The 13851-nt window shown below is 70.7% G+C and carries 6 protein-coding genes; 2 read left to right on the forward strand and 4 right to left on the reverse strand.

All coding sequences use genetic code 11. The features are described from left to right. Positions 1-59: 59 nt before the first annotated feature. Positions 60-1502 carry an MFS transporter gene (locus tag AC0QR5_RS01545; RefSeq protein WP_430632655.1) on the forward strand — a complete coding sequence of 481 codons (1443 nt, stop codon included), beginning with the start codon at positions 60-62 and terminating at the stop codon, positions 1500-1502. Between the two features lie 142 nt (positions 1503-1644). Next, positions 1645-2163, forward strand: a complete 519-nt coding sequence (locus AC0QR5_RS01550; RefSeq protein WP_329859798.1) for a hypothetical protein — start codon at positions 1645-1647, stop codon at positions 2161-2163. Between the two features lie 130 nt (positions 2164-2293). On the opposite strand, the gene AC0QR5_RS01555 is transcribed toward AC0QR5_RS01550, so the two are convergent. The 4 genes from AC0QR5_RS01555 to AC0QR5_RS01570 form a co-directional block, all read right to left on the reverse strand. Further along, positions 2294-7492, reverse strand: a complete 5199-nt coding sequence (locus tag AC0QR5_RS01555) for a peroxidase family protein (RefSeq protein WP_329859817.1) — start codon at positions 7490-7492, stop codon at positions 2294-2296. A gap of 333 nt (positions 7493-7825) precedes the next feature. Further along, positions 7826-9592 (reverse strand): acetyl/propionyl/methylcrotonyl-CoA carboxylase subunit alpha, encoded by a 1767-nt coding sequence (locus AC0QR5_RS01560; RefSeq protein WP_329859818.1) that lies wholly within the window; start codon positions 9590-9592, stop codon positions 7826-7828. Positions 9593-9709: 117 nt separating this feature from the next. After that, positions 9710-10390, reverse strand: a complete 681-nt coding sequence (locus AC0QR5_RS01565; protein WP_329859819.1) for a Maf family protein — start codon at positions 10388-10390, stop codon at positions 9710-9712. Next, a complete protein-coding gene (locus tag AC0QR5_RS01570; RefSeq protein ID WP_329859820.1) occupies positions 10387-13851 on the reverse strand; it encodes an MMPL family transporter in 3465 nt (1154 codons plus the stop codon). Before AC0QR5_RS01570 ends, AC0QR5_RS01565 begins: the two co-directional genes overlap by 4 nt.

Genomic DNA, 13851 nt, shown 5'->3' on the forward strand with positions numbered 1-13851 from the left:
GGTCAAGGGGTGTCCACATCGTGGACGCGCTGTCCACATGGCGGTCCGATGGATCTAGTATGGCCGGGCAACCATACGGACCAACGACCCCAAGGATCCCACCCGTGTCCAACAAGACCACCGTGGCGGCGCCGAAGCAGAACACGCGAGGGCGCGTGATCTTCGCCAGCCTCATCGGAACCACGATCGAGTTCTACGACTTCTACGCGTACGCGACGGCGTCCGTCCTCGTCTTCCCGGCCCTGTTCTTCCCGAACGCCACGAACATCAACGCGATCCTGAGCTCGTTCGCGATCTTCGGCGTGGCCTTCATCGCCCGCCCGCTCGGATCGATCGTGTTCGGCCACTTCGGCGACAAGTTCGGCCGCAAGGGGACCCTCGTGGCATCGCTGCTGACGATGGGCATCGCGACCTTCCTCATCGGCTTCCTCCCCGCGGCCACGGGATCGTTCGTGGTCCTGGCCCCGCTCATGCTCGTCATCCTGCGCTTCTTCCAGGGGCTCGCGCTCGGCGGCGAATGGTCCGGAGCCGCGCTCCTGGCGACGGAGAACGCCCCGAAGAACAAGCGCGCCATCTACGGCACCTTCCCGCAGCTGGGCGCACCGATCGGCTTCATCCTGGCCAACCTGATCTTCGTCGTGCTGCAGCTGAGCCTGACCACCGAGCAGTTCATGGACTGGGGCTGGCGCGTGCCGTTCCTGCTCTCCGCCGTCCTCGTGATCGTCGGCCTCTACATCCGCCTCAAGCTCGTGGAGTCGACCTCGTTCCAGAACGTGGTCAAGGAGAACAAGGTCGCCAAGTCCCCGCTCGCCGACACCTTCAAGTTCCACTGGCGCCCCGTCGTCGCGGGCACGTTCATCATGTTCGCCACGTACGTCCTCTTCTACCTGATGACCTCCTTCACGCTGACGTACGGCACCTCGCCGGACACCGTCGAGAAGGCCAGGGCCGCGGCCGAGGCCTCCGGCAAGGAGTGGACGGCTGCCGCCGAGGCCGCGTTCGTCCCCGGCCTGGGTGTGCCGCGCGCCGAGTTCCTGTGGATGCTCATCCTCGGCGTCGTCTTCTTCGGCATCTTCACGGTGGTCTCCGGACCCCTCGCCGAGAAGTTCGGCCGCCGCCGCTTCCTCCTTGCGGTCAGCGCCGGGATCCTCGTCTTCGGCGCGTCCTGGACGCTGATGTTCGGACCGGGACAGGGCCCGGCCATGGTGGGCCTGATCATCGGCTTCACGCTCATGGGCCTGACCTTCGGCCCGATGGCGGCCATCCTTCCGGAGCTCTTTCCCGCCAACGTGCGCTACACGGGATCCGCGATCGCCTACAACCTGTCCTCGGTCATCGGTGCGGCGCCAGCGTCCTTCGTGGCCATCGCCTTGTGGCAGGCGGGCGGCGGAAACACGATGTGGGTCGGCATCTACCTCGCCGCGGCCGCCGTCCTGACCATGGTGGCGCTGTGGATGACGGCGGAGACCAAGGACACCGACTACGAGAACAACATCGCCTGATCCGCTCCGGACTGCTGCTGTCGAAGGCCGCCGACCCGAACGGGTCGGCGGCCTTCGCGCCATCCCCGGCCACGGATCACGGTTGGGCGGCATCTTGCCGGCCGGTCTAGGCGCGGGGCCGGCGCGGGCGGATGATCAGGGCATGAACGCACGCCTTGCGTGGATCGCCGCCCCGGCGGCGGGGCTGACACTGGTCCTCGCGGCCTGCGGGGGCCCGGCGGGGGAGCCGCAGGTGCCGCCGGGCCCGGTGGGTACGACGGCGGGGCCCGCCTCGTCCGCGACGGCGCCGGGCGCGGCAGCGTCCCCGGCCGGGGCGACGAGGCCCGCGTCCACAGCCCCTCTCGGCACGGCGGCGTCCGCGCCCGACGCGGCGGCCGTCGTCGTGCTGGCCTTGACGGGGGCCGACGGTGCCGGGATGTCCCGTTGCCTGGCCTCGGCCAACCGGCTGCTGCCCGCCTACTCGGGCGGTTCGATGCTCGGAGCGGCCCGCGCGCTCGGTGAGGTCGATGCCTCCCGGGGCGAGGTCGAGCTCCGCCTGGAGGCGGGGACCCACCGGGTCTCGATCACGTGCGACGACGGCTGGTCCGGAGCGCTGGACCAGGTGGTCGCCCTCGAGGGCCGGACGATCCCGTACGTCTTCGAACTCGTCCAGCAGGACTAGTCCGGGCGGGTCGTCCGCGCCGCCGGCCTGCGCGGACGCGGTGAGGCCGTCCCCCGCAGGGGACGGCCTCACGCTGGTGTCGCTGGTGGTGCCGGGTGGTGGCCGCCGCTCGCGGCGGCCACCACCCGGGTCAGAAGTCCGCTCCGGCTCCCAGCGTCGGAGGCGTCGAGTCCAGTTCACTGGTCTCGCCGCTGCTCGCGTCCGAGACCCCCTGTTGGGGGCCGTCGTCCGTGGCCACGACCGCCACGACCTGGACCTGCTGCCCGTCCTCCGTCGCGCCGATCTCGAACTCGCCCGAGTCGTTGCTCTGGGTCGTGATCGCGACCTCGTTGCCGGCTCCGTCCAGGGCGATGACCTGGAGTTCGAAGACCGCCGGGCCGTCGACGTCGACCGTGGCCGTGAGGGTGTCGCCCTCGGCCGGCGTGCCGATGTCGTTGGTGGTGACGGTCAGCGGCGTGAGGTCGGTCACCTCGAGCGTTGCCGTGTCGATCGGCGGCTCATCCGCGAACTGGATGAACTCGACGTTGCGGAGGTAGTGCGTGTTCTCCTCCGGATTGTCGATGCTTGCCACGACGACGACTCCATCTACGTTGCGCGTGATGGTGAAGTCTGCGCGCGGTGCGTCGATGAGGACGGTGTCGGTGCCATTGAGCGCGGCGTCGACGTTCTGCAGCTGGCGGACGATCTCCAGATCAGCCGGGCTGATCTGGCCCGAGAAGATCAGGTTCTGGAAGTCGCCCACGTTGTTCGTCACGAGCGTCCCGTTGTTTCCGTCGGGGCCGCTCACCGCGACGTCGAGCCAGGCGTCGCCGTCGATGAAGTTGGTCCCGGATCGCGGTTCGATCAGGTCGTTGCCGGGTCCGCCGAGGAGGATGTTGTTGTTCATGTCCTCGTCGGTGAACGGAGCGCCGACCATAAACCGCTCCGAGTAGTCCTGGGCACCTCCGGTGAGCAGGTCCCGCAGCCCACCGATGCGGTTCAGGTGCTCTTCCGTGAGCCGGTGCCCGTAACCGAGCTGGTTGATCTCGGGATCGACGAACGCGTCCACGTTGTTGTTGCCGCGGACGACGTCGTTGCCGAAGCCGCCCGACCAGCCCTCGACCTGCAGGTAGCGGGACATGATCGCCGACTCCGGACCGGGCACGATCATGATCGTGTCCATGTCCGCCACGACGGGACGCGTGCTGCCGTCGAACGTCACCCAGTCGAAGCCGAGCATGCCGCCGAAGCGGTCGGTGCCCGGGCCGCCGACCATGATGTCGTCGCCGCCTTCGGCGTCGTGGTCGTTGTTGCCGGTCCGGCCCACGAGGACGTCGTGTCCGCCGTGGTAGAGGCCCGGATCGTTCTGCATCGTGTTGCTGAGGTCGCCCACGAGCAGGTCGGCGTTGTTGCCGCCGTCGATCCAGTCGTCGCCCTCGTCGCCCCGGAGGTTGTCGCGTCCGGAGGAGCCGAGGATGAAGTCGTCGTCCAGGCCGCCGAACACCGTGGAGGCGTCATGGCCGCCCAGGATGTAGTCGGTGCCCGATCCGCCGAAGAGCAGGTCGTCGATGCCGGGACCGCCGTTGATGGCGTCGTTGCCGGCCTCGCCCTGGATCCTGTCGTCGCCGTGGAGGTCGGTCAGGATGTCGTCGCCGTCGCCGCCCATGATGGCGTCGTTGCCGTCGTCGCCCTCGATCCGGTCGTTCCCCGCGAGGCCCCAGATGGAGTCGTCGCCGAGGCCACCGCGGATGATGTCGTGGCCCACGGTGCCGTCGCTTCCGTCGGTGCCCTGGATGGTGACGTGGTCGCCTTCCGTGAAGCGCCAGCCGTCGACTGCGTTGCCGGTCAGGCCCGCCGCGTTGAGCTCGGCCTGCGAGTCGCGCAGATCGAAGGTGATCTGCGGGGCCGCGAACACGTCGTGCGGCACGCGGTCCGCATCGGTGTTGCGGAGCACGATCTGGGACAGGGAATTCGCCTCCAGCGTGTGGAAGAGCGAGTTGCCCAGATTACGCGTCAGGTAGTAGAACCGGTCGCCGTTCTGCAGGTCCTCGAGCTGCTTCTCGAAGACGTAGTTGAACGTCGAGCCGAGCATGCCGCCGAAGACGAACGGCTTCTCGGCGAGGCCGCCCATCCACAGGTCCACGCCGCTGAGCCCTGTTTCCGCGGCCGGGGCGTTCATAAACGCCTCGTCGAGGGAGAGGGCCGTGCCGGCCGCCCGCCGCTCGGCGAGCGTCGCGGTCTCCGGCAGCGTCGGATGGACGCCGTAGGCCGCGATGAAGTTGGCGATCGACTCGGGGTTCTTCATCGAGAGGCGGAAGTCCTCCCAGCTCTCGTAGGGCTCGAGCTGCGGATCCCGGGTCTCGGCGAAGATCGTCGCGCGTGCCGCCTGCAGTCCGGGCGTTCCCGTCTCCCGGGCGCGCACCATGTTGATGGTCGCCAGGTCGAGCGGGAGGCCGAGCAGCTGGTTGCGCAGCACGTGGGTCACGAACTCGTCGACACCGTTGGCGGTCTGGTTGGCCAGGCCCTTGATGATGCCGCCGGCGGACTCGTTCGCCGTCAGGATCGTTCCCGATCCGTCCGGTGCGGTGTTGAACGCCGCCGGGTTGAGGAACGCGTCGAAGAGCGCCATCTCGTGGATCTCGCCGTCGTACTCCCGCGGCACCGACTCGCGGAGCATCGAGTGGCCGAAACGGTAGACCGCGTGGGCGAACTCCGCGACGATGGCGGAATCGACGTCCGGCTGGTATGAGTTCTCGTTGAGCACGGTGGTGTCGATGTTCGGCTGGATCCGGCGGGCGAATTCCTCGAAGACGAGGTGCTGGTACTGCATCTCGGTGAAGAACCGGGCCGCCTGGAAGAGCCGCTCGCCGTAGTTCCAGAAGCCGTCGGCCTCGAAGCGTTCGAGGAGCTCCTGCCCGCTCTCGTTGCCGTCGACGGCCAGTTCCGTCTCCAGGACATCCTGGATCTGGTCCATGACCCGGTTGTGCTCGGCGTGGAACACGTGGTGCACGGCGGTCAGGCCGATGTTCTCGTTGCCGCGGCCGTCGCCCGTGATGAAGTGGGCGTCGAGGGCGACGTTGTCGTAGCCCGGGATCGTCGGTCCGTCCGGATCGGCGGGGTCCGGGACGTCGGGTCCCGGCGTGGCGCCGTGGGCGATGTCGTCCAGGAAGGACGCGTTCGCCGTCAGGCCCGTCGTCTCCAGCAGGCCGTCCTCCGGGCCATTGAGGGCCAGGGGAACCCCGGCCTCCCGCAGCTCCGTGCCGCCGTTGCCGTCCTCGAAGGCCAGCTGCGCGCGGCCTTCGGGGCCGAGCAGCAGATGCCCGTAGGGGTCGGTCGCGATGAGCGGAACGTCGAGGACGTCGAAGTCCTCGAGGTCGATGCCCAGGATGTCGCGGGCCTGCTTCTTGACGTCGGCCCACGTGGGCAGGCCCTCCACGGGCGCGCCCTCGGAGTTCGTGCCGTTGAGGATCCGGCCGGTCGGGACCGGCGATCCGTTCCCGTCCAGCGTGTACTCCCGCAGGAACGCCTGGTGCGACGCGTGCGAGGTGTAGGTCTGGTTCTGGTCGACGAACGGCGTCGTGCGGTTGATGTGCTCGCGACCGCCATCGGTGTCGTCGATCGTGCCGCGGGACAGCGTCAGGAAGTTCGTTGACGCGCCGGGCCGGTACAGCGGGTCGTCCGGGTTCAGCGGGACGACGACGGTGCCGTTGCCGCCCTTGTTGATGAGGTCGAGCCCGTGGTCGAAGAACTGCCCGAAGATCACGAACAGGCTCGTCGCGGAGGCCGAGAGGCCCTCGTCCGTGGCGATGTCCGGGATCTGGATGTGGGTTCCCTCGAGCAGGTTCCGGATCTGGGTCTCGGTGGCCGTCGTCAAGACGCCCGTACCGCCCAGGTGGATGACCCGGTCGGGGTTGAGCCTCTGGAGCTCGGCGACCAGCGATGGATCCAGGGTGGCTCCGGGGCGGCTCAGCAGGACGGGGCCTTCCCGCAGTCCCGCGACCGGAGCCGCGGCAAGCGCGTCGGGGAAGTTCGTCCCGATGGCGATGTACACCGTCGTGGTCGTGTCCGGGTAGTTGGCCTGGGAGATGGCCAGCATCGTCTCGTACCGGTCGATTCCGGCGAGCCGGGTGACCGTCCCGGTCGTGAACGCGCCGAGGGCGGTCTGGACGGCCGGAGTGACGACTCCCGGTCCACCGACGATGACGATCTCCTGCGGCTGCAGGCGCTGCAGCTCGGCGATGGTCGCGGGCGGCAGGACCCCCGGCCGCGTCAGGAGGATCGGGTGTCCGTCGCGGGCGGCCGGAGCGGCCGCCGCGAGGGAGTCGGGGAAGTTCCCGCCGAAGGCGATGTAGACGCGTCCGACGCCGGGATTGAAGGCATGGGCGCTGATCGCCGCCGCGGTCTCGTAGCGGTCGGCGCCGGCGACCCGGTTGACCGCACCCTCGGTGTAGTTTCCGAGGAGGGACTCGACGGTCACCGACACGGCGCCCGTCCCACCGACGATCGTGATGCTCTGCGGTTCCAGACGGAGCAGTTCGGCCGCCGTCTCCGGCGGGATCACTCCCGGCCGGACCAGCAGCAGGGGCGCGAAGTCCGAACGCGCCGCCGGCCCGGCAGCGAGGCTGTCGGGGAAGTTCTCACCGTTGGCGATGTTGACGGTCGGTACGCCCGCATCGAAGTTGCTCTGGCTGATGACCGCCGCCGTGCCATAGCGGTTTTCGCCCGCAAGGCGCCGAATGACGGCCCCGTTCTCGACCCCTGCGCCGTCGACGCGGTCCATGACCTCGACCGCGGCCGGGTTGGCCGTGGTCTGGTCGACGATGAGGTTGGAGATGGTCCGCGGACGGGTGTCGAACACGAATCCGTCGGTCTGTTCGTAGCTCGTGATGGTGCCGGGGGTGCCGAAGGGATTCCCGGGGATGCCGAACGGCACCGGGCCGGCGGTGATGTAGTCCGGTGTCAGCAGCCGCGGGAACACCCGGTTGGCGGTTCCGTAGCCGTCCTGGCCCGGCAGCAGGTTGTTCCACCGGCCGTCCACGGTCCGCAGGCCGTACGGCATGGTCGCCGTTCCAACGCAGTAGCCGCGATCGGAGTCGTTCAGGCCGCGCTGGTCGGTGTAGGTCTGCGAATTGATGTGGAACTGGCGGGAAGCCGTGTCGCACAAGGGCGAGGCGTCCTGGTTGCGGGTCCACTGCTTGGCGTGGTCCTCGGCGATGTCGATCTGCTTGATGATGAATTCCAGGTCGCCCTGCGTGACGTTGAAGTCCTGTCCTGGAGGTGGTGCGGCGGTTGCCGCTGCGAGTGGTGCGAGTGCGCCCGTGGCTATCAATGCCGTGGCAGCCGCGAACACCCCCAGTTTTCGGGCCGGTGATACCGGTCCCCTCCCCAATTTCTTCACTTTTAACTCCCCATTGAGCGTCGGCCGAGGGCGCTTTTTCGCCCGGTGGCCGGGTGATCCCCAAGAGCTCGTCCCGTCAACGGCCCCAAGCCATGGACGGGTTTTCCCCCGAGTGGGGTTAACTATCGTTCGTCCGGGAATCTTTGTAAAGGATCGGATTTGACAATCGGGTGGGTGGTTCGCTAGACGAATCAATCCGGGTCGAGGAGGGCGCGCGAAAGGGGGAGGACGACGGCGGTGCCGGCACCGCCGTCGTCCTCCCCCCTGGCGGGGCCCCGCCAGGCGTCAGTCGCTGATCGTGGCCAGGACGGCGCCCGCGGACACGGTTTCCCCCGGTGCCGCGCTCAGCCCGGACACCGTTCCGGCCTTGTGGGCCGTGAGGGGCTGCTCCATCTTCATGGCCTCGAGGACCACGATCAGATCGCCCTCCGAGACCTGGTCCCCGTCCGCGACGGCGACTTTGACAATGGTTCCCTGCATGGGCGACTCGAGGTCGTCCCCGGACGCCCCGGCGGAGGCGCCGGAGCGCAGGCCGCGCCGCTTCTTCGGCTTGGCCGTGGCGCGTCCGTTGGACGAGCCGCCGAGCCCGGCGGGAAGGACCACCTCGAGGCGCTTGCCGCCGACCTCGACCGTGACCTTGCGGCGCTCGCCGGCGCCCTCGGCCTCGTCGGCGCCCGTCGGCGACCAGGGCTGGATCGTGTTCTCGAACGCCGTCTCGATCCAGCGGGTGTGCACGCTGAACGGGCCCTCGGACGGCACGAACGCCTCGTCCGCCATCACGGCGCGGTGGAAGGGCACGACCGTCGGCATGCCCTCGACGACGAGCTCATCCAGGGCGCGCCGGGCCCGCGCGGCGGCCTGGGCCCGGGTGGAGCCGGAGACGATGAGCTTGGCGATCATCGAGTCGAAGTTCCCGGACACGGACTCGCCCTCCTCGACGCCCGTGTCCACACGGACCCCCGGGCCGCTCGGGAAGCGAAGGGTCGCCAGCGTGCCGGGCGCCGGCATGAAGTTCCGGCCCGCGTCCTCCCCGTTGATGCGGAACTCGAAGGAGTGGCCGCGCACCTCGGGGTCGAGGTAGCCGAGCTCCTCGCCGCGGGCCAGGCGGAACTGCTCGCGGACCAGGTCGATCCCCGTGACCTCCTCGGTGACCGGGTGCTCGACCTGCAGGCGCGTGTTGACCTCGAGGAAGGAGATGACGCCGTCCTGGCCGACGAGGAACTCGCACGTGCCCGCGCCGACGTATCCGGCCTCGCGCAGGATGGCCTTGGAGGCCTCGTAGAGACGCCGGTTCTGCTCGTCGCTCAGGAACGGCGCGGGGGCCTCCTCGACGAGCTTCTGGTTGCGGCGCTGCAGGGAGCAGTCGCGCGTGGAGACGACGACGACGGTGCCGTGGGCGTCGGCGAGGCACTGGGTCTCGACGTGGCGCGGGGCATCGAGGAAGCGCTCGATGAAGCATTCGCCGCGGCCGAACGCCGCGGTGGCCTCGCGGACCGCCGACTCGTAGAGCTCGGGGATCTCCTCGCGGGAGCGGGCGACCTTGATGCCGCGTCCTCCGCCGCCGTACGCGGCCTTGATGGCCAGCGGGAGGCCGTGGTGGTCCGCGAACTCGAGCACCTCGCGGGTGCTCGTGACGGGGTCCTTGGTGCCGGGCACGAGAGGTGCACCGACGCGCTCGGCGATGTGTCGGGCCTGCACCTTGTCGCCGAGCTGGGCGATCGCGGCCGGCGGCGGGCCGATCCAGGTCAGGCCCGCGTCGATGACGGCCTGCGCGAAGTCCGCGTTCTCGGAGAGGAAGCCGTAGCCCGGGTGCACGGAGTCGGCCCCGGACTGCTCGGCGGCGGCGAGGATCTTCTCGATCACCAGGTAGGACTCGGCGGCCGTCGAGCCGCCGAGGGCGTAGGCCTCGTCGGCGAGCCGGACGTGGAGCGCCTCGCGGTCCGGCTCGGCGTAGACGGCGACCGAGGCGATGCCCTCGTCGCGGGCCGCGCGGATCACGCGGACGGCGATTTCTCCGCGGTTGGCGATCAGGACCTTGCTCAAACGGGCCATGGCGGTGTGTTCTCCTTCGCTTAACTGAAAGGAGCCTACCCGCGCTTGTGGGGTTTCAACGCAGTATCCCCGCCCAAGCCGTGCGTCGCCGGCGAATCTTTGTAGGGACCCTACAAGTCAGCGCTCTTCGGAGACCCAGAGCTCCGTGACGCCGAGGGCCGCGGAGGCCAGGAGGGAGCGGAGCGTGGAGACGGATAGCCCGACGACGGCGTGCGGGTCGCCCTCGATGCCGCGCAGGAACGCGGCGCCCCGCCCGTCGATCGTGAACGCCCCCGCGCACGGCAGCGGCTCGCCCGTGGCGACGTAGGCCTCGATCTCGGCGTCGGAGACGTCCTCGAAGTGCACGGTCGCCGAGGCGACGGCCCCGAGCGTCGCCCCCGTTCCGCCGTCGTCCTCTTCGGTGGAGCGGTTGTCGATGAGCCAGTGGCCCGTGTGCAGGACGCCGGAGCGGCCGCGCATGGCCTCCCAGCGCCGCGTCGCGACCTCGGCCGTGTACGGCTTGCCGAACGCCTCGCCGTCGAACTCGAACACGGAGTCGCAGCCCAGCACGACGGCGCCGTCGGCCGCGTCGAGCGTCGCGACGGCCTCCGCCTTGGCCCGGGCCAGCGTCAGTGCCGTGTCGTGCGGATCCAGGGGCCCGTGCAGCTGGACGGCCGCGGCGAGCGCGGCGTCCTCGTCGACGTCGGAGACGACGACGTCGAAGCCGATTCCCGCGTCGCGCAGGATGCGGGCCCGTCCGGGCGAGGCGGAGGCGAGGACGAGGAGCGCCTCGCCGGCGGTGTCGCTGTCATGGCTCATGCCTGAACCCTAGCCGTCCCGTGGGCCGGCGTCGCGGACTCCTCGTCGAAGGGGAACCAGTCGTTGCCGCCGTCGGAGTCCCCGTCCGGTCCCCCGTCCCCGCCGGGTCCGCCGTCGCCGCGCGGCCCGGACGCGGCCGGCCCCACCGCGGAGAGCTTGGCGCCCTCGACGTCGACGTCCGGCAGGATCCGGTCGAGCCACCGCGGGATGTACCAGGCCTTGGCGCCGAGGAGGTGCATCACGGCCGGGGTGATCGTCATCCGCACCACGAACGCATCCACGAGCACGCCCACGGCGAGGGCGAAGCCGATCGGGCGGATCATCGTCAGGTGGGAGAAGACGAATCCCGCGAAGACGCTCGTCATGATGAGCGCCGCGGCCGTGACGACCGGCGCCGCGTGGGAGAAGCCCGAGCGCACGGCGGCCCGCGGATCCTCGCCGTGGGCGAACGACTCGCGCATCCCGGAGACGAGGAACACCTGGTAGTCCATCGCCAGACCGAACAGGATGCCCGTGAGCAGGATCGGCAGGAAGCTCATGATCGGTCCCGGCGTGTGGACGTTGAACACCCCGCCGAGCCAGCCCCACTGGTACACCGCCACCGTGGCGCCGAAGGCCGCGGCGAGCGAGAGCAGGAACCCGGCGGTGGCCAGGAGCGGCACGACGACGGAGCGGAAGACCAGCAGGAGCAGCACGAGCGAGAGCCCGATCACGATCCCGAGGTAGGCCGGGAGCACGGAGGCCAGTTTCTCCGAGACATCGATCTGCGCCGCGACCTGTCCGGTCAGGGCGATCTGCGCGCCCGTGGACTCCTCGATGGCACCGGCGGCGTCGCGGATCGTGTGCACGAGCTGCTCGGTGGCCTCGCTCGCGGGCCCCTCCTCGGGGATCAGCTGCAGGACCGCGAGCGTGTGGTCCTCGTTGAACAGGCCGGGGACGGCGGCGACGATCCCGTCGATCTCCCGCAGCTCGTCGGCCACGTCGAGCGCCGCGTGCGTCGCGCCGTCCTCGTCGAGGCCGGCCGGGAGGTCGGCCAGGACCAGCATGGGGCCGTTGTAGCCGCCGCCGAAGGTCTCGCTGATGGTCTCGTACGCCGCGAGCGCGCTCGAGCCCTCGGCCTCCGCGCTGCCGTCCGGCAGGGCGGTCCGCAGGCCGAGCGCCGGGAGGGCGACGAGCAGCAGGAGCAGCGTGCCGGCGACGGCGGAGACCACCGGGCGGCGCGTCACCAGGGCGCCCCAGCCGCGGGCCCCGTCGTCGTTCTGGTGGCGCGAGGCGGCAGCGCCCGGCGCGGCGGCCTTCGCCCAGGCGCGCTTGCTGATCAGGCGCGTGCCGATGATGGCGAGCAGGGCCGGCGTCAACGTCGTCGCGATCGCGACCGCGACGGCCACGGTGAAGGCGGCCGAGAGGCCCAGGACCGTCAGGAACGGCAGGCCCGGCACGGCCAGCGCCGCGAGGGCGATGATCACGGTCAGGCCGGCGAAGACCACCGCGTTGCCGCTCGTGCCGTTGGCCCGGCCGATGGATTCCTGCATCTCCATGCCGTCGAGGAGCTGGCGGCGGTGGCGGTGCACGATGAACAGGGAGTAGTCGATCCCCACGGCGAGGCCCAGCATGAGGGCCAGCGCGGGGGTGATGGAGGCCATGTCGACGACGGAGGACAGGGCCAGCGTGCCGCCCGCGCCGATCGCGACGCCGAGCACGGCCATCACGAGCGGCAGGCCGGCGGCGATGAGCGTCCCCAGCATGACGAGCAGCACGACGGCGGCGATCGCGATGCCGATGATCTCCGCCACGCCGAAGACCTCGGAGATGTCCTGGACGATCTCCTTCGAGTACAGGGCCTCCACGCCGACGGCGGACGGCGCCCCGGCGACGCGCTGGATCTCCTCCCGGACGTCGGCGGTGAGGGCGTCGGCCTGGCCCGTGAACGTCACGTGGACCGCGGCCGTGGAGCCGTCCTCGGAGACGAAGCGCATGCCCTGGGTCGAGGCCGCCTGGCGTTCGCCGAGCGCCAGCTGCGCCCGACCGTCCGCGAGTTCCGCCTCGCCCTCGCCGAGCTGCCGCTCGGCGTCGGGCAGCTTGGCCTCCTCCGCGTCGAGGCGGGCCTCGCCCGCCGCGAGCTTGGCCGCGTTCTCCTCGATCTCGCGCTCGCCGGCCGCGAGCGTCTCCTCGTTCGCGGCGATCTCGGCGGCGCCGGCGTCAAGCTTGGCTTGGCCTTGGGCCAGCTCGGACCAGCCCGCGGCGAGGCGCCGCTCGTTGGCCGCGATCTCGGCCCGCCCGGCGTCGAGCTTGCGCTTCGCGGCGGCCAGCTCGGCCGCCCCGGCGTCGAGCTCCTTCTTCTTCTCGGCGAGCGTGGCGCGCCCGGCGGCCAGCTCCTTCTCCCCGGCGTCGAGCTGGCGCCCCGCGGCGGTGAGCTCTTGCTGGCCCGCGTGGGCCTGGTCGAGCGCGGCGCGTCCGGAGGCGAGCTCGGCGCGGGCGGCGGCGATCTGCTCGAGCCCGGCCTCGAGGGCCGGGGGAACGGGCAGGCCGGCGTCCTCGAGCGCGGCCTTCTGCTCCTCGAGCGCCGCCTGCTCCGCGTCGAGCGCGGCCTCCGAGTCGTCGAGGAACTGGCGCTGCTCCTGGATGGCCCCCGGAACCTCGGTCAGGGTATCGACGCCGAGGCCCCCGGTGAGCTCCGCGACTCCGGCCTCGAACCCGGCGCGCCCCTGCTTCAGCCGGGACTCGCTCGAGGCGAGCTGGCGCTCACCGGCAGCGAGCTGGGACCGGCCGTCCGCGATCTGCCGTGCTCCGGCGTCGTACTGCCTCTGACCCTGCGCGATCTCGGCCTTGCCGGCGTCGAGCCTGGCCTGGCCGTCATTCAACTCGGCACGGGCGGAACCGAGCTCCGCCCGGCCCTGGGCGAGCTCGGCCCGGCCCGCTTCGAGCTGCGCCCGCCCGTCCTCGAGCTCCGCCCGGCCCTCGGCGAGCCGGGTGCGACCGTCTTCGATCTCCGTGCGGCCCTCGGCGAGCTGGATCCTCCCGTCCTCGAGCTGCGCGCGCCCGTCCTCGAGTTCCGCCTGGCCGTCGGCCAGCTGCTGTCGCGCCTCCTCGACGGCGGGTGCCGCCTCGTCGAGCTGGCGCTGGGCCTCGAAGGGGTCGTTGACCTGGGAGACGTCCTCGAGGCGCTCGAGCTCGGCGAGGGCATCGCTCACGGCCCGCTCCTGCTCGGCCGTGAACGCGGTGCCGTCCAGGGTGCGGTAGACGATCGAGCCCGTGCCGCCCGCGGCCTCGGGGAGCTCGTCCTTGAGCCGGTCCAGGGTGCGCTGGGTCTCCGTGCCCGGGATCGTGAACGTGTTCGAGAGCGTGCCCATGAAGGCGCCGGCGGCCGCGCCGACGCCGAGCAGGAGGGTCGCCCAGACGGCGACGAACCACCAGCGGCGCCGGTAGGCGAGGCGGCCGATGCGGTAGAGGAAGGTGGCCAT

The sequence above is a fragment of the Arthrobacter sp. J156 genome (genome assembly GCF_056172865.1).

What these genes read in the sequence shown, in the direction of transcription:
- AC0QR5_RS01550 (WP_329859798.1), top strand. Translation starts at nt 1,645, where the DNA reads ATGAACGCACGCCTTGCGTGGATCGCCGCCCCGGCGGCGGGGCTGACA.
- AC0QR5_RS01565 (WP_329859819.1), bottom strand. Translation starts at nt 10,390, where the DNA reads ATGAGCCATGACAGCGACACCGCCGGCGAGGCGCTCCTCGTCCTCGCC.
- AC0QR5_RS01570 (WP_329859820.1), bottom strand. Translation starts at nt 13,851, where the DNA reads ATGGCCACCTTCCTCTACCGCATCGGCCGCCTCGCCTACCGGCGCCGC.
- AC0QR5_RS01545 (WP_430632655.1), top strand. Translation starts at nt 60, where the DNA reads ATGGCCGGGCAACCATACGGACCAACGACCCCAAGGATCCCACCCGTG.
- AC0QR5_RS01560 (WP_329859818.1), bottom strand. Translation starts at nt 9,592, where the DNA reads ATGGCCCGTTTGAGCAAGGTCCTGATCGCCAACCGCGGAGAAATCGCC.